The sequence below is a fragment of the Halomonas sp. NPDC076908 genome (genome assembly GCF_050269715.1).
Lineage (GTDB): Bacteria > Pseudomonadota > Gammaproteobacteria > Pseudomonadales > Halomonadaceae > Vreelandella.
Map to the genome: position 1 here is coordinate 56,885 of NZ_JBNNIW010000020.1, position 19,125 is coordinate 76,009.

A 19,125-nucleotide genomic window follows, 5' to 3' on the forward strand; every position below is an offset into this window, starting at 1 on the left:
CACCGAGAAGGCTCAAGCGGATGTTTTACGCTCGTTCATTCGAGTGAGTCGAATCATGGACGCTACACTCACTTGCAACGGCCTGTTTTAAGGCTTCTGCCATGGCATGTGCCGCGGGGCCTGCACGATCCCGATCACGGAAAATAAGTTGAATCGGCACTTCACGAACCCCACCAGCCGTCAGCGGCAAGGGTTTTAAGTGACCGCTTTTCAGCTCGTCGGCAATGCGTGTTTCTGGCATCCAGGCAAACCCCAAGCCGCGCCGGAGCATATCCAGAGAGGTGTTCAAGTGGCCAACCGTCCAGCGCTGTTCAGCTTTTAACCAACCAGCGTTCGTTGACTGACGTAGGGCCGAATCGCGTACCACCAATTGACGATACTGAGCCAAATCACGAAGGTCTAACGAGCGCCCTAATTGATGTAACGCATGGTGGGGATGTGCGACCGCTATAAAACGAACCGTCACCAGGGGTTCGCCTAAAAAGCCCTGCGCCTCTATACCAGAGACCACCAAGTCTGCGCGACTGTCATAAAGCATTTCAATGCCACCATTGAGAACACTTTCGTGAAGCTGAACACGCACCTGGGGATAAGTTTCAGAGAAGCGCTCTAATGCCTTGGCTTGAGCGGCTGCTGGGAAAACCTGATCAATCGCTAAGACAACTTCAGCCTCTAAGCCAGCGGCTAGCCGCGTGGCCACATCCTCAAGCGAGGCGGCACTCTCAATCAACTGGCGCGCACGTCTTAACAACAGCTCCCCTGCCTCGGTTAAGCGAACCTGACGCCCTATGGGCTCCAGCACCTGAACCCCTAGCTGCTCTTCTAGTTTATGAACAGCATGGTTAAGCGTGGAGGGGCTTTTGTGTACCGCCTCTGCCGCACGCGCAAACCCGCCATGGTCAACCACGGCGGCCAGCATTTGCCATTGTGCAAGTGTTACCCGGGACATTTCGATTTCCTCAACGCAAAACAGCGAAACAATGCGCTTTATATTCGAAAAAACAACAATAGCATGCCAGGAAATCACCTATAGTTCTGCTTATCCTGATTAAATTCTGTTAGCCATTGCATCAGTAAGCAAAAAACGCTTTGCGATTGACCGACTGAGAGGCTAATCCAGGGGTATCTGAAGGAAAAACTAGACATTTATTATATAAATATTTTAAAAAAATCAGTTTTCGTCTACGCTTACTGATATCTATTTAATTAGCCTGCTTAACCAGTTACATTTGTTAGCAAACAGCGTTCATAAATAGTGGTATGTCCTTGTTATTGCCACATTTTTATCAAATTATATTTTATGTATAGATATACAGTCTATGCACTCACCTCTCTCATGGGGTAAGGTTCCTGGGTTTATACACTTTATTGTTACCTTTAATCACGAACTCGGCGGTCTATTTACCCATGTTGCGAATCCTTCATTCGCTGCCCCGTACGCACAAATTATTACTGTTACCCGTGGCCACTATGGTCACCGTGCTGGGCACACAAAAGTTATTGACGACTTATCAAGATTTAAATCACCCCCATACACCCTTAGAAAGCGTATTAGTGCCGCTTCCTAGTGATTCAGCACCCGGCGTACCTTCATTACGTCAAGAGCGTACCCCGGTAGCTGAAGCGATTGATCGCGCCTCACGCGCTATTGATGCTACCCGTGAGAACATCCCTCTAAGCGAGCTAACCGTCACTGAGATCGTTGATCTCGATGTGATTGAATCTGCAGAAGCCAACATGGCGTCAATGCCGGCGCTAGCACTTAATGCACCTGCGCTTGATCTAGCCATGCTAGATACGGCAGGACTGGACAGCGGCGCGCTGCATATGGCCGTGGTCATTGGCACGCTGACTAGCGGCATGCTGGATGTAGACCACACATCCCCGGTCGAAATTGCCGATGCCACTTCTTATGAAGACTACGGTGTTGAGCTATTCGACGATATCTCATTTTTGGAACTAGAACTGGCCGCAGAAGAGCCGTTTGTACCTGAATGGGAAACTCATATTGTTGAATCCGGCGAAACCTTCGCCGTATTAGCACAAAATCATCTTGGACTTGGCTATAGTGAAGTGCTTGCTCTTCTAGAAGACTTACCTGATCAGCGCTTACTGACCAATTGGCGCGCAGGAAACAGCTTCGATTATCAGTTGGATGAAGATGGGCGTTTGCTGTCACTTCGCATGATGCAAAATACCCGTGACGGCATCATGCTGGAACGGGAGGAGGATCACTTCGCGGTCACTACCATTGAGCGACAAGGCGAACCTGTTCAGCGTCTTTATGCGGGTAGTGTTAGCGGTAGCTTTGCACGTTCAGCCCAGGCCACTGGTTTAAACAGCGGCTCTGTAACGGAACTAACCAAGCTACTCGAAAAGAAGCTCGATTTCCGTCGTGACAGCCGCCGCGGTGACCGTTTCCAGGTCTTGGTAGAGTCGGACATGATTGACGGGGAAACACTGGATTCCCGTGTGCTCGCGGTGAAGTATGACGGTGAGCGTATGGACTTAACCGTTGTACGCAATGCTAACGACGATAACTTCTATACGCCTGAGGGCGGTAGCCTCGACCCTGCATTTGCACGCCGTCCGTTTGAAGGTAACTACCGCCTAAGCTCGGGTTTTAACCCACGTCGGCTGCACCCTGTCACGGGCCGCGTTAGTCCGCATAACGGTACTGACTTTGCCATGCCCATTGGCACACCTATCATAGCCCCTGCCAATGGCCGCGTTGAACGTGTCGCCAATCACCACGCCGCCGGGCGTTATATTGTTGTCCGTCATGACAACGGCTATCGAACTCGCTACTTACACCTCTCCCGCCAACTGGTGAGTCAAGGTGACCGTGTGACCATGGGTGAACGCATTGCACTATCCGGCAATACCGGCCGTAGTACCGGCCCTCACCTTCACTATGAAGTCATCGTCAATAACTCGCCTGTTAATGCGATGACGGTCGACCTGCCAGAGAACACTAGTTTAAGCGGTGATACCTTGATTGCGTTTCAGAATCAGGCTGAGCCGATTCTAGCAGCATTGGAAAGCGGTGATACCGGCCCCGTTAGCGTGGCTAACTATCAGCAGGCAAGCGACGAGTAAAAAATTATCTATTTCGTTAAGAGCATCGTTAATCGCAAAAAACCGCCTGAATAGGCGGTTTTTTGCGTTACTGTTTTACATCACACCTGAGGGCGTTTTAATGCCGACAGTAGCGTTGCATCACGGCGATAAATATCGGGCCTAAACTCCACCTCTCCTTGCGCATTTGGCCAAGCGGTCAAATAGTGCAGTGCCACAGGTATGCGCTGCGGAAGATTGATATTGCGGTCACTTCCTCCGCTCAGCAGGCTACTCATCTGGTAGTGGCTGCCGGTGTCTTGAAGTAACATTTGCGCAAGCTCCGTGACCCCTTCAACGCGCACACAGCCGGAACTGAGTGCTCGCTGATTACGCTGAAAGAGCCCCCGCGCTGGGGTGTCGTGCAAATAAATCATGTCATTGTTGGGAAAGCGCACTACAACGCTACCTAGCGGGTTTCTCGCTCCTGCGGTTTGGCGCAACATCACGCCACCTGGTCGCTGCCAATCGACCTCATCTGGATTGAGCTGCTCACCCGACAGGTTAACCACCTGAATGTTTTCACGCGCCAAATAGTCGATATCAGCACGCACTCGTGGCAATACATCTTCGCGCATAATGGTGGGCGGAATCGTCCAGGAAGGATTGATGGTCAGGTGGCTGATTGTTGAGTGGATAATCGGTGTTTCTCGACGCGACGTTCCTACCACTACCCGGGCATCCCAATGCTGGCCGTTAGGACGTATGTAGTGCATCCGATAACCGGCAATATCGACCCATACCCGTGGTTCAGCAGAGTGAGTAAGGCGAATCCAGCGAGCACGCTCTAGATTGACTCTTAATTGATCAATTCGGGATGCCACCGGCGTGTTGAGTGCCAAGCGCGTTTGCTCACCAACAACGCCATCTTCCTGCAGCAAATGGCGGCGTTGAAAACGCTTAACAGCCGCTTCTAACCCAGTGTCAAAGGTACGTCGATTAGAGGCTGTTTCCAGACGAACCATCGGATAAGCCGTGTTATCCGCCACCATTAAGTCACTCTCCCCCCACAGTGCTAAACGTTGACGCAGCACAACGACGTCGTCAGCCTCGTCCCCAGGACGAAGCGACGCATCCCGCGGGGCTAAATATGGCGCGCTGCCCAGCTCGGCTAACTGATAGTGATGCTTTAAAGCGTTACGCAGCTGCTGATACTCAACGGATGAAGGGCGAACAAGCGCAATGGCACTATCGAGCTCATGATCCTCAACCGCATGCATAACCCGCAAAAGTGAATAGCTTCTTTCTGGGCGGGGTGCATCCCAGTGCGGCTCCACCTCCCGAGGGTTCACCTTGCCACGCTCTAAGTGATCCAACGCTAATAGCAGGGCCTGAGTCGTTTTAATATCGAATGCAGCTTGAGCTTCAGTGCCGCCTGACTGACTGCGCTGAAATTCATTGAGCAGCGTATCGGCGTGGTAATCCGCAGGTACCAAGCCGTCACTCTCCAGACGGCCAAGCGCGCTTACCAACGATTCAACTGCACGCTCTGACTGCCACACGGGCTTTCCATCACGCAGTTGATAGAACTCAGCAATAGGCAGGCTGTGGGCTTCCACAGCGGTTAACTGCTGAGTTAATGCTTGCTGTAATGGAGCAGAGTCTGCATAGGCGGTGCTGAAAGCAAATGGGCCATGGGTGAGCGTTACACACAGAGCGATACCTAGCGTCCACTGTTTTATTGGCTGTCTCTCTTTCATCGCCCTCTCCTTGCGTTACTATAGTCCCCAGCTTTCCACATTAGCCGACAATCCCTTTTATGTTAGTCGACTCATCACTTCATCATGACGCATGTTGCTTGTAGGATCGATAAATATGGCTCTTCGTTTGAACACTGCCAGGTTATTATTTTGCTTACCTTTAACACTATTTACTTTACCACTACATGCCGCCAGTTTTTTTGCACACGTGGCTTCAACGCCTCCTCCAGGCGTTCTGCCTTTAAATCATCAGTTGCAGCAGCTCGCCCCACAGGCAACCCCCACCGCACTGCGTTTAGCCGCCCAAGCACTTAACTGTGCTGAACCTAACGCCGAGCGGCTTGCCGTTATTGACTATTCGCTACCCTCTACAGAGCCGCGTTTGTGGGTATTTGACCTCCGCCAGCACGAGTTACTCTTTGAAGAATTGGTCTCTCATGGACAGGGGTCAGGAGATGCACACGCCGAAACGTTTTCCAACACGCGAAACAGCCATCAGTCTAGCCTTGGCCTTTTCCGCACCATGAACAGCTATTATGGGCGCAACGGCTATTCGTTGCGGTTAAACGGGCTAGAACCCAATGTCAATGATCTTGCCTATGAGCGAGCCATTGTGATCCATGGCGCCGACTATGTAAGCGACGAATTCATTACCCAAACCGGCCGTCTTGGGCGTAGCCACGGCTGCCCTGCCGTGCGCGAAGATATCACCTACCCATTAATCGACAGCCTAAAAGAGGATCAGTACGTTTTCGCTTATTACCCCGATGCCGAGTGGCTTGCCACTTCCGCGTTTTTAGGCTGTACCTCTGCCGCCGCTCAGCTTGCGAAACGGTAATTAATAATTTAAGAGCTCTAGATTGATATTGTCAGCTTTTGGGGCCTTATTAAGCTGGTTTTCATCATTTATAACGTTTCAAGCAGGCGTTACACCCACTCCTCTGCAATACTTGGTGACAAATAAACACATATAGATACTCTTTGCGCAGGTGTCTGACATGTTCACCTTTTTGCACCCCTATCAAAAGATTCGCAGCCTAGAGCAGGAGGTTGCCGACTTGCGCGCGCAGTTGGAAGCGATGACGCCGACCCCAAGCTGTCGCTTAGTCAACATGCTTAAACCCGCGCAATCGCTAGGCATGCTGCAAGCCAGAGGGGCCGATATGCTAGCCTCCTTGAATAGAGGTATCCAGGAGTATGCCGATCAATTGGCAGGTGAGAATGCAACACTAACAGAGACATTTAAGCTGGTTATGGCTGCAGAAGAGGCAGTCGGCACACTGCATCTAACCTGCCAATCAACTGACAGTAATAAAGAGCATCATGCTTCGCCGTTAGTCTCCGCCAAAACGCTGCATGCCCTTAGCCAATTGCAGGTCAGCCTCTCTCGACATGCAGGCCATGCGCAAGCACTGGCAGTGAACACTGCACTAGAAATGGCCCATAGCCAAGGCTCTCTCGAACCCACTGAATCAGCACACGATCAGACTTCACACTCACCAGGCTTGGCAGCTATTGCAGATGATGTTCACCGTTTGGCGCTTCACATGCACCAATTAAGCCATCAGCTCAGCCAACTTATTGAGCAGGTCAATAGCCAGGTAAGGGAGCACTCAAAGGAGCTTACGTTAACGCGACAAACCAATGCAAAAACCGCCCACGCCGCCCACGTGGCTCAGCACGCGGCTGATCAACTTAGTGAGCAAGCGCGGCATATGCACAAAGTCATTCATCACAGCGCTACGGCCGCGTTTATACACTCTGCCAAGCTTGATCATGCGGTGTGGAAGTGTCGACTGTATAAGCAATTGCTCTCAGCAAACACTGAAGCACTGCTGGAAGACCATCATCACTGCCGATTAGGTCGTTGGTATCACTCGGGAGAAGGGCGCCGCCACTATGCTCGAACGGATGCTTATCGCTCTCTGGCGGCGCCCCATCGGCGTATGCATGAAAGTGGCGCTGAGGCGCTTAAATTTGCCCGCGAAGGCGACCAAAATGGTCAATTAGCGGCCTTAAGTGTTATGGAAGAAGCCAGTCAACAACTGGCTCTGCAAATGGACAAACTGTTGGAGTATGCTGTTTTTGAATCCCCCTACCCCTCAAATCACCCTTCGCCTTTAGCGGGGCCCCCTTAACGGGTATTTTTCACACCCGACATCGAATCGCTTTTAAATAGCTTATCGTCTTCCCCGCTGGCCTATGCCATGCTGGTCTCACTGCTACCACTTTTTTTACTAGTCGCAATGGGGAAGCGTATGACACAGGTCAAAAAGCTAGACCTCGCCTTACAAGGCGGCGGCGCACACGGGGCCTACACCTGGGGTGTGATTGATCGCCTGCTGGCGGATGAGCGCATTGAAATAGAGGGAATCAGCGGTACCAGTGCAGGGGCGATGAACGCCGTGGTAATGGCCGATGCCCTCACCAGAGGGGATAAAGAGACCGCTCGGCAAGCGTTATATGACTTTTGGAAAGCGGTTAGCCGCGCAGGCATGGCAAGCCCCATTCGCCGCTCACCGATGGATGTGTTGACCGGCAATTGGAGCTTGGATAACTCGCCAGGCTTTATCGCCATGGATCTGTTAAGCCGCGTTGCCTCACCTTATCAACTTAACCCCCTCAATATTAATCCGCTACGCGATATTCTGGTTAAGCATATTGATTTTGAGCGCGTACGAAAGTGCAAGCAGTTAAAGCTGTTTGTTACAGCGACGAACGTGCGTTCAGGCAAGCAGCGTGTTTTCCGCCGCGAAGAGATGAGCGTTGACGCGGTGATGGCCTCTGCCTGCCTGCCGTTTATGTTCCAAGCGATAGAGATCGACGGCGAAGCCTATTGGGATGGCGGCTATATGGGCAACCCTGCCCTGTTTCCGTTAATGGAAGAGTGTAGCGCGCGGGACATCTTACTGGTGCAGATTAACCCCATCAGCCGGGACGACATCCCTACCACAGCATCAGCCATTATGAACCGCCTCAACGAAATCACTTTTAATTCGGCACTGATCAAAGAGATCCGTATGATCGCGCTGCTTAAACACGCACTCGACGAACAGGGTATCCAAAATTGCTATCAGCAGGCGCTGTTCCACCGTATTAGTGGTGAGCAGGCGCTCGAAGAGCTTTCAGTATCCAGTAAGTCAAATTCAGAGTGGCCCTTCTTATGTCACTTGTTTGAGCAAGGCAAAGCCGCCGCGGAACGCTGGCTAAGCGCAAACTTTGATGCTATTGGCGACTACTCCACGCTTGATATCGAAGCTGTCTATTTACACGAACAGTAGCCTGCCTATTTTTCAAAGCCAAAAGCACCAAGATGTTGCAAAGCGTATGCTGCATGCCCAGCCATGTAGCATGCTCAGTCAGAAGAGTGGTTCAAATAATCGTAAAACAAAATTAAACAACTGAATTTAAAAGATAAAAATACAGATGGCAAACTATCTGCATGTCTTGCCTACGTGGTTGTAGGCGTGGACCAGGCCCAACAGGGTACGAGTGCGTCGAACCTGCCCTTCAACGGTGAAGGCAAGTTCTCGTAAATTGCTTACGCAGCGCTCCACCTGAATGACGTTGCGTAACGATAAACTCGTTTGATGCCCCGTGAGGCCATCCCATGGATATACGCAACAAAGCTAACCGTATACGACTGTTCAATTTCTCCTCGCCGCAAATGCGCGCTTTCCATTTTTCATGGTTTGCATTCCATATCTGCTTTTTTGGCTGGTTCGGCATTGCGCCATTAATGGCCATTGTCCGCGAAGACCTCTCGCTAACCCAAACACAGATCGGCAATACCATCATTGCCTCGGTCGCGGTTACCGTGATCGTACGGCTTGTGATTGGCGTGCTTTGCGACCGCATTGGGCCGCGTAAAACCTATACCGGTCTGCTGATGTTAGGCGCCCTTCCAGTCATGGGTATCGGCTTAGCGAATAGCTTCGAAACCTTCCTACTGGCCCGTTTAGCGATTGGTGCTATCGGCGCCTCTTTCGTGATTACTCAGTACCATACCACCATGATGTTCGCGCCTAATGTGGTTGGCACCGCCAATGCCACCAGTGCAGGCTGGGGGAATCTTGGCGGCGGTACTACACAAATTCTGATGCCGCTAATCTTCTCCGGCCTGCTAATGCTGGGCGTGAACGAAGCTTTCGGCTGGCGCTTGGCCATGATGGTGCCAGGCGTTGTCATGTTCTTTACCGGCATCGGGTATTGGCTGTTTACCCAAGATGCGCCAAATGGCAACTTTAGCGAGCTACGTGCCCGAGGCGAACTTCCTGAAGCAACGGGTGAAAATGGCGCAGGTCAAAGCTTTTTAGCGGCTGCTAAAGATATCCGTGTTTGGGCGCTGTTCGTGGTCTATGGCCTCTGCTTTGGTGTAGAGCTGACGATTAATAATATTGCCGCTATCTACTTCTTTGATAAGTTCGATTTAACGCTGGCCACGGCTGGCCTAATCGCTGGTTTATTCGGCCTAATGAATATTTTTGCCCGCACCTTGGGTGGCGTTTTTTCGGACCTTTTTGCCAAGCAAGGCGGCCTGAAGGGCCGGGTACGCTGGCTGTTTATCGCGTTGATTTGCGAAGGTCTTGCCCTAATAGCATTCTCGCAGATGCACGTATTAAGCCTCGCGATTGGCATCATGCTAGTGTTTAGTTTGTTTGTGCAGATGGCCGAAGGGGCCACCTATGGCGTTGTCCCGTTTATCAATAAAAAAGCGTTGGGGGCGGTGGCGGGCATTGTTGGTGCTGGCGGTAACGTTGGCGCCGTTGGCGCTGCATTTCTTTTCCGCAGTGAAAGCCTGAGCTATCAACAGGGGTTGTTCTATTTAGGTCTCACTGTGCTGGTACTGGCATCGTGTGTGTTGCTTGTGCGCTTTAGCGATGCCACCGAAGCCGAAGAGGCTGAGGCTTACCGCGATGCGGCGGGTGATGAAACAGGGGCAGGCGCCCTATCATTACGATAATCTTGCTCCCTTACGGCTTATAAACCGTCAGGGAGTCTTACTTTCAGGCGGCGAGTGCCCAAGGAATCTTTTATGTCTTCAGCACAGCAATTGCTCTTAACCGCCATTCGTTGCGATATTGATAACCTTACGCACCTAGCGACGACAGCCGATATTGTCGGTGACATTAGCCGCTTTATTCATATGCTGCAGCGTGAGCGAGGTGCTTCAACGATTTACCTTGTTTCTCGAGGACAGCGTTTCAAAACCCGCCGAGATACTTACCGCCAGCACAGCCAGCAAGCCGAAACGCTAATGCGCCAACGGCTCGAAGCACTTAGCCACGAGGCCCGCCCGCAGGCCGCCGCTCGCTTATTGCGGCGCATTGCGGCGGTTTGGCATGCCCTTGATGAGCTGGGGACCCTTCGTCAAGCAATTGATACCTTTGCCATCTCTTCCGATGCAGCTACTCAAGCATTTAACCAGCTCATCAGTGGATTACTAGCCATTGTTTTTGAGGCCGCCGACACGTCTGCTGACCCAGATATTACCCGCGCGTTGGTGGCCATTTTCCATTTAATGCAGGGCAAAGAGCTGGCTGGTCAAGAGCGCGCCTGTGGCGCGTTTGGTTTCACCCATGGTCACTTTGACGAAGCCCATTGTGCACTGCTGAATCAGCTCGTCAATGAGCAGCAACGCTGCTTTGACACTTTTACAGAGTTTGCTTCATCTGAAGCGCGGCAGGTGTGGGAAAACGAGCTATCGACGCGCACATTAGCGGGTATTTGTCATCTCCGCGATATCGCCTGCCAGCGCACGCACGCGGTGAAAAACCAGGCTACTGACACACCGAATACGCTTGGAGAAACCTGGTATGAACTCACTACGCTACGTATTGATACGATCAAAACGGTGGAGGATGCGTTGATAGCGCAGCTAAGTGCGCTTTGCCACCGAAAAATTACCCAGGCAGTGAATGGCCTGGAAAAAGCCAAAGAGGCACCCAACCGCTATACACCAGCTCCCTGTGAGCAGTTACTTGCGTTTAATGGCTCTCAACCATTAGGCGATTTAACGGCTAGCGCGCTGACGTCGCCTTTAGGGCGTTCATTAATTGAGCTTACCCAGGCCCAGGCAGGCCGCCTGCAAGGACTCAGTGATGAATTAGAAAATACCCGTAAAGCCCTGCGTGAACGCAAGCTGATCGAGCGCGCCAAGGGATTGATCATGGCCCATCAGGACATGAGCGAAGAAGAGGCCTACCGTTTTTTGCGCAAAACCTCGATGGATCAGAGTAAAAGCATGGCGGATATGGCCCAAGCCATTCTTGATCTCTCGACTATGTTGAAACGTAAAGAAAAAGGCTTATAACGCGCAAGTTTGCAAGATAGTCACGCATTGACCATGCTGAAAGCTTCTCAGGCTAACGACTCAGCAAGGAGCGCAACTATGCGTAAAGGTGTGTTATTGATTACCGGCGCATCCAGTGGCATCGGCGCAGCCACCGCAAGAGCGGCCTCCCGGGAAGGCTACAAACTGGTACTCGCTGCCCGCTCTGTGGATAAACTTACTGCTCTGGCCCAAGAACTAGGGCCGGAAAACGTCCTGACTTGCGAGCTGGATGTAACGAATAGAGAGCAACAACTCTCTATGGTCGAACAAGCGATTGAAACCTTTGGTCGCCTGGATGCGGTCTTTGCTAATGCTGGCCGGGGAGGTTCACCGGGTGGTTTCAGTGAAGCTGATCCAGACGCATGGCGTGAAATGATTCTTACCAATATCTATGGCGTTGGGCTCACCTTACAGGCTTGCTTACCTCAGCTTAAGCGCAGCAAAGGCCATGTGCTATTAACCGGCTCCGCAGCGGGGCGTACGACTATTCCTGGCTCGATGTATAGCGCTACAAAATGGGCAGTCACCGGCATTGGCTATAACTTGCGTGAAGAGTTACGCGGCACCGGTATGCGCGTCACGCTGATTGAACCCGGCATGGTAGACACGCCATTTTTTGATGAACCGCCTGAACATGCCTTAGCAGATCGCGATATCGCCAATGCGGTGGTTTACGCCCTCTCACAACCCGCCCATGTCGATGTGAATGAAATACTTATTCGCCCTACCCCGCCGCTTGAGTAAATGTTAATCGTACCGCGAGCCACCACTCGCATACTCCACACCTTGCAATTCATCGGCAGTGACCGCATAACGTCTAATTACCAAGCGCGCTAAGTAGTTTACTATTGAGCGCGCCCACGCTGTTTATTTTGCAGGTGAACCATGAGCCAACTCGCTTCCACGGCGCTTTCCGTCCTTGATCTGGCGCCTATTCGCCAGGGCGGCAGTGCCGCTGAGACCTTCCGCGACAGTGTTGCACTAGCGCAGTTAACCGAGCGACTCGGCTATACCCGTTACTGGCTAGCCGAGCACCACAATATTGCTGGCATCGCCAGCGCGGCCACTGCCGTACTGATTGGTCACGTGGCCGGGCAAACCTCCACCATCCGCGTGGGCAGCGGTGGCATTATGCTGCCTAACCACCCCCCGCTGGTCATTGCTGAGCAGTTCGGCACGCTTGAGACGCTCTATCCTGATCGTATTGATTTGGGCCTGGGCCGCGCACCCGGTTCGGATGGCGCGACCATGCAAGCTATGCGTCGCAACGCCCATGCAGGCGTCGATGATTTTCCGCAACTGCTTAATGAGCTACGCAGCTATTTAGCCGATGCAGCCCCCCAGCAGCGTGTAAAAGCGGTCCCAGGTCAAGGCACCCATGTTCCCATCTGGCTGTTGGGCTCCAGCGGCTATAGTGCTCAATTAGCGGCTAAATTGGGCCTACCCTTCGCGTTCGCGGCTCAATTTGCGCCGGGCTATCTGTTTGAAGCGCTACGCTTATATCGTGACAACTTCAGCCCTTCTGAACACCTTGATAAGCCTCATGCTATGGTCGGCTTACCCGTAATAGCCGCTGAAAGCGATGCCATGGCGCACTACTTGGCGACCACCGCGCAGCAGAAGTTTCTTAATCTTATTCGTGGCAAACCCACCCAGTCACAGCCACCGGTTGAGCAGTTGGACTGGTCGCCGGTTGAACAGGCACAGGTCAGCCAGTTTTTAGGTGCGGCGATTATTGGCGGTCCAGAAACAGTTAAAGCTGAGCTGGAAGAGTTCCAGGCGCGTACCGGCGCAGATGAGCTGATGATCAATAGCGATTTCTATAACCATGCCGACCGTATGCGTAGCTACGAAATCGTTGCCGAGGCCGCTCGGTGAGTGCTCAGTTAGACACGCAGGGCACGCTTTGGGGCTTTAAGCGAATGGTGCCGCTTTCACTGTTCGTGATCGCGTTTGGCCTCGCTTTCGGCGTTGCCGCTATTCAGCGAGGTCTGACGGGTTTTGAAGCGTTGCTGATGAGCGGATTGGTATTTGCGGGCGCAGCACAGTTTGCCTCATTGGAACTATGGGGCCCTACTATTCCCCTGGTGGCGTTAATAGCGACAACGTTTGCAATTAATGCCCGCCACTTACTAATGGGGGCCGCGCTCTACCCTTGGGTACGCCACCTTCCTACCGGGCAGCGCTACGCTTGCCTGGGTTTAATGAGTGATTCCAACTGGGCAATGGCGGCAGCAGATTACCGACGCGGTGAAACCAACGTTGGCATGTTAGTCGGCGGCGGCATTGCATTGTGGCTCGCTTGGATGCTGGGCACCCTGCTTGGCGTAGTGTTTGGCAGCGGCATCAGTGAGCCTGAGCGCTTCGGGCTGGACGTGATCATGGGCTGCTTTCTGCTCGCCATGTTAGTGGGCGGCAAACCGCAGCTCTCGATGTTAATTCCCTGGAGCGTGGCCGCCGTAGCCGCACTATTGGCGATCTATTTCTTACCAGCTAATGCCCATGTCATTGTTGGCGCGCTGGCGGGCGGTATTGCAGGGCTATGTTTGCCCGTTGCAACACCTAAGGCGGCGTCATGAACCTACCGCTGACACCAGCCACCGCGCTATTGGCGATTTTAGTGATGGCGCTAGTGACTTATATCACCCGCGCGGGCGGCGTTATGGTGATGTCACGGGTGCCCATCGGCCCGAAAGTAGAACGATTTATCAATGCCATGGCGGGGTCGGTGCTGGTCGCCGTCATCTTACCACTGGCCGTTCAGGGTGATTGGGGCGCGCGTCTTGCCTTGGTCGCCACACTAATGGTGATGCTCACTACCCACAAACCGCTTATCGCAATTACCGCGGGCATGGCCACCGCTGCATTCTGGCGCTTGATATAAATTACTCGCTTTTTACCGTTAACTGACCGTTGCCATTAATTAAAGACTATTGATTAACGACTGTCGCAGGAACCTCGCTGATGACGACACTGACCTTCACCCCAATCACGGAAGATGACTTCGCCTCCTTCTGGCCAACGTTTCAATCCATTGTGCAAGCGCAAGAAACCTATGCGATTGATCCAGATATCAGCTATGAAGCTGCCCAGCAGCTATGGTGTAAAGCGCCCAAAGCTAGCTTGGTGGTTAAAGATGAAAGCGCCCAGATCCTAGGGACTTACTACTTAAAAGCCAACGCGGCTGGCCCCGGTAACCATGTATGCAACTGTGGTTATATGGTGACCCCCGCCGCACGTGGAAAAGGCGTAGCGCGCGCCATGTGCGAGCATTCACAGCAGCAGGCTCGGGAGATGGGATTTCTTGCCATGCAGTTCAATGCCGTAGTGGCGACCAATAACATCGCCGTTGCGTTATGGCAAAAGCTAGGATTTAACATTGTAGGCACTGTCCCCAACGCATTTCGACACGCACGCCTTGGCCTTGTAAATACTTACGTTATGTATAAAGCGTTATAGCAGCGTTTACGCGTAGCGCGTGATCATCAGCCTATAGAGATCACTCAGCGATTAATGTCAAAGCAACGCTGGAGCCGCTGCTCAGCAACGTCACTGCCCATGGCCGTTAATTTAGCAATATTGCGTTCTGGGATAACCTCGGTGTCACCATAAAACTCGATCGCCTTTTCTACGCTCTCTTCACGAAGCAGATGCACCATCGAATAGGGAGAGCGGTTGGTATAATTAGATGCATCATCGGGTTCGGCGTCTTCAAAACAGTAGTCGGGGTGAAAAGTCGCTAACTGATAAATGCCTTCATACCCCTGGTCAACTAAAATGCTTTCGGCCAGCTCAACAAAGTCCAGGTAATGGTCAAAGCTTTTAAATAGCGTTGGAAACACCAGCAGCGTGGTTTCGGTTTCAGGATGCTCGTCTAACCACTGCACCTCCACCATCAACTCCTCAAGTGCCACTTCTATTTTTTTAGAGCGCACCACCTCCACACGAATAGATTCACGCTCCAATTCCCGCTGCGCAAACGGACAAATATTCTCCGCCACGATGAAGGTGCGCACCCAGTTTAGGGTTTGTACTACTATTTCGTTATCTGTGTTCATAGCACCCTCTTGCTCAGTAAGCCGGTCACGACTGTCATATTATCTGCGCAGCAGTTTACACACTGCCTACGTACACTGCCTACGTACTATGTCGTTATTGCTTTACTGCTAAGCGGCAATTTCTCCTCCTAAGCATGTTCTTGATAACGCTTTAAAGCGACATCGTAGGATTTATGAATATGGTCATCTAACAATGCCCGAGCGGCCTTAGCATCTCGCTGCAGCGCAAGCTCAACCAACTGATGGTGTTGATCATCAAGTTCTTGTCGAATGGTCGGCATTTTCGGCCCCAACCGGCGGTAGCGATCAAATTGGTCATGCAGTTGCTCAATAAAACGCAAAAGCCATACTGAGCCACAGGGAGCGACTAACGTACGGTGAAATTGAGTATGGAGATGCTCCCACTCGTCACCTTTATCTAGGGTGATATCAGCACGTTTCAGGCGGTGCGCGGCTGCCAATAAATCGGCTTCCCAAAGTGAATCACCGTGGGTAATTGCCCGCTCAAGTGCCATGCCTTCCATCTCAAGGCGCATATGCGCGATGTCATCCAGCTCTTCCCGTGAAAGCTTTGGCACCCGAAAGCCGCGCTGATTCTCTTGAATTAATAACCCATAGGCTGCCAACTTATTGAGCGCTTCACGCAGCGGACTCAACCCTACTTGGTAGCGCTCTTTGAGTGCATTGATAGCGAGTTTCTCTCCCGCAACAAAGCTGCCACCCACGAGATCTTTGCGCAGATGATCAAACACCCGGCTTGATGCAGTACCTGCTGGGCCTACTGGGGTTGCTGACTTAGGTAAAGAATTATTCATGACGATGTCCTTTATTCATCTCTGATCTCGCTGTCGATTCTTTTTTTCACTGTTGACGTCGGATCGGGCACTACCTATATTCTATTTTAGACAAGATAATCGATTTTTTAACCTACAAACGATAAATAAGGCTCTGGTATGATGTTCACCTCTTCATTGGTTTTGCTGGGCTCCCGTTCATGAAAGCTCAGGTCGTGAAAAAACGCGGCGTCTCATGGCAGCTATTTTGGGCATTTTTCCGCGTCGGTATCTTTGGGTTTGGTGGCGGTCCCTCAATGATTCCATTAGTGCGTGCAGAGGTGGTCACCCGTCATCATTGGCTAACCGATGAAGAGTTTGCTGACGTTTTGGCCATCGGCAATACCCTTCCAGGTCCTATCGCCACCAAAATGCCCGGCTATATAGGTTACCGCGTTGGAGGAGTGACCGGCTGTATCGCCTCCGTTATCGCGGTCATTTTCCCCATGATTGTGGCGATGATTATCATGTTAGGCATTTTTAGCCGATACCGCGATGTGGCGTGGATTCGTGGTATGGGTCAAGCCGTTGTGCCGGTGGTGATGATCATGATGGCGCAACTCACCTGGGACTTTTTTGACAAATCCCAAGCGGCTCTTGGCTGGGTGGTGAGCGCGGTGATGGCCATTGTCGCTTCCGGACTCATCTATTGGCTCGGCCTGCACCCTGGCTGGGTAATTGGTGCCATCCTGCTTGCCGCCCTGCTCCGCCCCTCTGGCACTAAACCCCCAGGCACTAAACCCTCGGACACTAAAAAAGCGCAGGGGACAGCATGATTTATTGGGAGCTCTTCTTAGCGTTTTTTATTCCTAATATTATTGGCTATGGCGGTGGTCCAGCGATAATTCCACTCATAGAAGCCGAAGTTGTAGGCCGCTATGGCTGGATGACCTCCCAGGCCTTTGCTGAAACATTAGCGCTAGGCAATGCACTACCGAGCCCAATCGCTACCAAAATGGCCGGGTACGTTGGCTATGAAGTGGCTGGCATTAGTGGTGCCTTTATCGCCGTGGCAGCCACCGTCATACCGTCCCTATTACTTATGCTCGGTGCGCTAGGGCTGTTGTACCGCCACCGCGACTCTCCCCGAGTGAAGCGCATGAGTCAATGGGTTCGCCCGGTTATTGCCATGATGATGGCGTGGTTAACCTTGGGTTTTCTACTCGAAAGCCTCAACACCAGCGGGGCTATTCATACGCTGATAATCGCAGCCGTTGCCGCCATCGCACTAATTCGCTTCAAAACGCACCCTGCATTTGTGGTAATGGGTGCCTTGATTTATGGAGGACTATTTCTCGGCTAACACTCACTGACACACGATCGCAATAAAAGGCGATTGTGTTGGACAACAAGAACCCGATAACGGGACCACGCGCTCACCACCCCGCTGCAGTATTGGCGGCATCCCACAACACCCCCCCCTAAACTATAAAGGTGTAGAAGAATGACGCGTTCAAAATTTACTCTGAGTACTCGCACTTTAAGTGCTACCCTCGCAGCCATCGGACTTGCGTCTGGCATGGCAATGACGACCGCCGCTCAAGCTGACTATCCTGAGCAGGATCTCCGCTTGATCATCCCTTACGGCCCTGGCGGCGCAACCGATATTCTCTTTCGGCTAATCTCACAGGAAGCTGAAAAGACCCTCGGTGAATCCATCGTTCCCGTCAATATGGCAGGCGCTGGAGCAACCCTAGGTTCACGCAATGTGAAAGATGCTGACCCCGATGGCTACACGCTGCTTGGTAGCCACGACACAATTGCGCTTTCCAAGCTAGCGGGCACCGTTGACTACTCATTTGATGCCTTTGAGCCGGTTGCCCTACTCACCCAAACCATCAACATTCCGACTTCTCACGTCAATCATGAAGTACAAAGCGCTGATGAGATCGCTGACTATGTTCGCGAAAATCCGGGCCAAGTTCGCTTCAGCATGATCCCCAGTTCAACCGACCACTTCTTCTGGGCACAGTTCTTCCAGGAAGCGGGCATTGATATGGCGGATGTGCGCCTAGTGGGTTACCCGGACACTGGCGAACAGGTGTCAGCCTTAATGGCAGAAGAGATCGATTTCGCCATGTTTAATCTGCCTTCTGGTGGTGCCTTCTTTGAAGATGGCACCTTCCGCGCCCTGGGTATCGCTCACCCGGAGCGCCTGGAAAGCATGCCTGATGTGCCCACTCTGCGTGAGTTAGGCATCGAAATGGATCACTCCACCAGCCGCGGCATTTTTGCCCCTAAGGGCACTCCACGAGATGTCCTAGATACGCTTGCTGATGCTTATGGCCAAGCGTTGGAGAATGAACAAGTGCAGAGCCGTATCGAAAATGAGTTTGGCTCAGTCGTGAGATTCTTAGCGGGAGAAGATTACCAAGCATTCTTGGATGAAAACGAAGCCGCCCTATCCGCCGCTGCCGAAAACATCGATTTCCAGAACTAAGAATGCTTCCTCCAGCCCACTATTGTGGGCTGGAGGTGCCCGGAGACACCTTTAATGCTAACGCTAACTAAAGACCGCGCCCTGGCGCTGGCGCTGCTCCTCATTGTGGCGGTCATGTGGATAGAGTCGGGTGATATTCGCCCGCCTACCAGTTGGCAACCGTATGGATCAGCACTTTTCCCACGCATATTGTTGGTAGTCATCGGATTGCTATCGCTGATGATCTTAGTACGTTCACTGCTGGTTAAGGTCCCTGAGCGGGCTGGCGCAAAACAGCTCATTACTGAGTGGTTTCAGAATAGGCGCATTATCCTCGCGCTATTTCTACTGTTTGGACTTTATGCCGCTTTACTCCCAGTAGTGGGCTACATCGCAGCCACTATAGGCTTCTTGGTCGCCTCACTTGCACTGCTGATGGGCGTCAACACACAGCGCAAGTGGATTATTAATCTGACCCTCAGTTTTGCGCTGACGATCGTCATCTATGTGATTTTCCGACATGGCCTGAATATCTGGCTGCCCTAACCTGTGGAGTAAATAATGACTAATTGTAACTATTCAGGTGGCTGCGGATGGGATATCGCCAACCAGCTGATTTTTCTGGCATAGTGTGCCTAATCCTTCGGCATATCTATGCGGTGAT

At 52.1% G+C, this 19,125-nt stretch carries 19 protein-coding genes; 15 read left to right on the forward strand and 4 right to left on the reverse strand.

Annotation, left to right across the window (positions count from 1 at the left end):
• Positions 1–25: 25 nt before the first annotated feature.
• A complete protein-coding gene (locus tag ACQKE4_RS12820) occupies positions 26–949 on the reverse strand; it encodes a LysR family transcriptional regulator (protein WP_427388774.1) in 924 nt (307 codons plus the stop codon).
• 458 nt (positions 950–1,407) lie between these two features.
• Between ACQKE4_RS12820 and ACQKE4_RS12825 the strand changes: the two genes are divergently transcribed.
• Positions 1,408–3,099 carry a peptidoglycan DD-metalloendopeptidase family protein gene (locus ACQKE4_RS12825; RefSeq protein ID WP_427388775.1) on the forward strand — a complete coding sequence of 564 codons (1,692 nt, stop codon included), beginning with the start codon at positions 1,408–1,410 and terminating at the stop codon, positions 3,097–3,099.
• An 80-nt stretch (positions 3,100–3,179) separates the two neighbouring features.
• On the opposite strand, the gene ACQKE4_RS12830 is transcribed toward ACQKE4_RS12825, so the two are convergent.
• Positions 3,180–4,817 (reverse strand): L,D-transpeptidase family protein, encoded by a 1,638-nt coding sequence (locus ACQKE4_RS12830; protein ID WP_427388776.1) that lies wholly within the window; start codon positions 4,815–4,817, stop codon positions 3,180–3,182.
• A 115-nt stretch (positions 4,818–4,932) separates the two neighbouring features.
• On the opposite strand from ACQKE4_RS12830, the gene ACQKE4_RS12835 reads away from it, so the two are divergent.
• The 10 genes from ACQKE4_RS12835 (at position 4,933) to ACQKE4_RS12880 (ending at position 14,610) form a co-directional block, all read left to right on the forward strand.
• On the forward strand, positions 4,933–5,655 hold the full coding sequence (locus ACQKE4_RS12835) for a murein L,D-transpeptidase catalytic domain family protein (RefSeq protein ID WP_427388777.1): 723 nt from the start codon (positions 4,933–4,935) through the stop codon (positions 5,653–5,655).
• 160 nt (positions 5,656–5,815) lie between these two features.
• On the forward strand, positions 5,816–6,955 hold the full coding sequence (locus ACQKE4_RS12840) for a CZB domain-containing protein (RefSeq protein ID WP_427388778.1): 1,140 nt from the start codon (positions 5,816–5,818) through the stop codon (positions 6,953–6,955).
• Positions 6,956–7,075: 120 nt separating this feature from the next.
• On the forward strand, positions 7,076–8,098 hold the full coding sequence (locus tag ACQKE4_RS12845; protein ID WP_427388779.1) for a patatin-like phospholipase family protein: 1,023 nt from the start codon (positions 7,076–7,078) through the stop codon (positions 8,096–8,098).
• 329 nt (positions 8,099–8,427) lie between these two features.
• The gene (locus ACQKE4_RS12850) at positions 8,428–9,780 is read left to right on the forward strand and encodes an MFS transporter (protein WP_290833054.1); all 1,353 of its coding nucleotides are present in this window, start codon (positions 8,428–8,430) and stop codon (positions 9,778–9,780) included.
• Positions 9,781–9,852: 72 nt separating this feature from the next.
• Positions 9,853–11,130, forward strand: a complete 1,278-nt coding sequence (locus ACQKE4_RS12855) for a nitrate- and nitrite sensing domain-containing protein (protein ID WP_427388780.1) — start codon at positions 9,853–9,855, stop codon at positions 11,128–11,130.
• 78 nt (positions 11,131–11,208) lie between these two features.
• The gene (locus tag ACQKE4_RS12860) at positions 11,209–11,895 is read left to right on the forward strand and encodes an SDR family oxidoreductase (RefSeq protein ID WP_427388781.1); all 687 of its coding nucleotides are present in this window, start codon (positions 11,209–11,211) and stop codon (positions 11,893–11,895) included.
• 141 nt (positions 11,896–12,036) lie between these two features.
• Positions 12,037–13,029 carry an LLM class flavin-dependent oxidoreductase gene (locus ACQKE4_RS12865; RefSeq protein WP_427388782.1) on the forward strand — a complete coding sequence of 331 codons (993 nt, stop codon included), beginning with the start codon at positions 12,037–12,039 and terminating at the stop codon, positions 13,027–13,029.
• Complete coding sequence (locus tag ACQKE4_RS12870; RefSeq protein ID WP_427388783.1) at positions 13,026–13,730, forward strand: AzlC family ABC transporter permease; 705 nt, start codon at positions 13,026–13,028, stop codon at positions 13,728–13,730. The genes ACQKE4_RS12865 and ACQKE4_RS12870 overlap by 4 nt, the downstream gene beginning before the upstream one ends.
• A complete protein-coding gene (locus tag ACQKE4_RS12875) occupies positions 13,727–14,035 on the forward strand; it encodes an AzlD family protein (RefSeq protein WP_427388784.1) in 309 nt (102 codons plus the stop codon). The genes ACQKE4_RS12870 and ACQKE4_RS12875 overlap by 4 nt, the downstream gene beginning before the upstream one ends.
• 80 nt (positions 14,036–14,115) lie before the next feature.
• A complete protein-coding gene (locus tag ACQKE4_RS12880; protein WP_427388785.1) occupies positions 14,116–14,610 on the forward strand; it encodes an N-acetyltransferase family protein in 495 nt (164 codons plus the stop codon).
• Positions 14,611–14,654: 44 nt separating this feature from the next.
• Here ACQKE4_RS12880 and ACQKE4_RS12885 read toward each other — a convergent pair whose 3' ends face one another.
• Entirely contained in the window at positions 14,655–15,209 is a 555-nt protein-coding gene (locus ACQKE4_RS12885; RefSeq protein WP_427388786.1) for a DUF1415 domain-containing protein, read from the reverse strand.
• Positions 15,210–15,337: 128 nt separating this feature from the next.
• Complete coding sequence (locus ACQKE4_RS12890; RefSeq protein WP_427388787.1) at positions 15,338–16,024, reverse strand: GntR family transcriptional regulator; 687 nt, start codon at positions 16,022–16,024, stop codon at positions 15,338–15,340.
• 179 nt (positions 16,025–16,203) lie between these two features.
• Between ACQKE4_RS12890 and ACQKE4_RS12895 the strand changes: the two genes are divergently transcribed.
• The 4 genes from ACQKE4_RS12895 to ACQKE4_RS12910 all read left to right on the forward strand — a co-directional run bounded on the left by ACQKE4_RS12895 (position 16,204) and on the right by ACQKE4_RS12910 (position 19,007).
• Positions 16,204–16,818 (forward strand): chromate transporter, encoded by a 615-nt coding sequence (locus tag ACQKE4_RS12895; protein WP_427388788.1) that lies wholly within the window; start codon positions 16,204–16,206, stop codon positions 16,816–16,818.
• Positions 16,815–17,345: a chromate transporter gene (locus tag ACQKE4_RS12900; protein ID WP_290833075.1), complete on the forward strand. Its 531-nt coding sequence runs from the start codon at positions 16,815–16,817 to the stop codon at positions 17,343–17,345. Before ACQKE4_RS12895 ends, ACQKE4_RS12900 begins: the two co-directional genes overlap by 4 nt.
• 141 nt (positions 17,346–17,486) lie before the next feature.
• A complete protein-coding gene (locus ACQKE4_RS12905; protein ID WP_290833077.1) occupies positions 17,487–18,482 on the forward strand; it encodes a Bug family tripartite tricarboxylate transporter substrate binding protein in 996 nt (331 codons plus the stop codon).
• Positions 18,483–18,536: 54 nt separating this feature from the next.
• Positions 18,537–19,007 (forward strand): tripartite tricarboxylate transporter TctB family protein, encoded by a 471-nt coding sequence (locus ACQKE4_RS12910; RefSeq protein WP_427388789.1) that lies wholly within the window; start codon positions 18,537–18,539, stop codon positions 19,005–19,007.
• Positions 19,008–19,125: the final 118 nt, after the last annotated feature.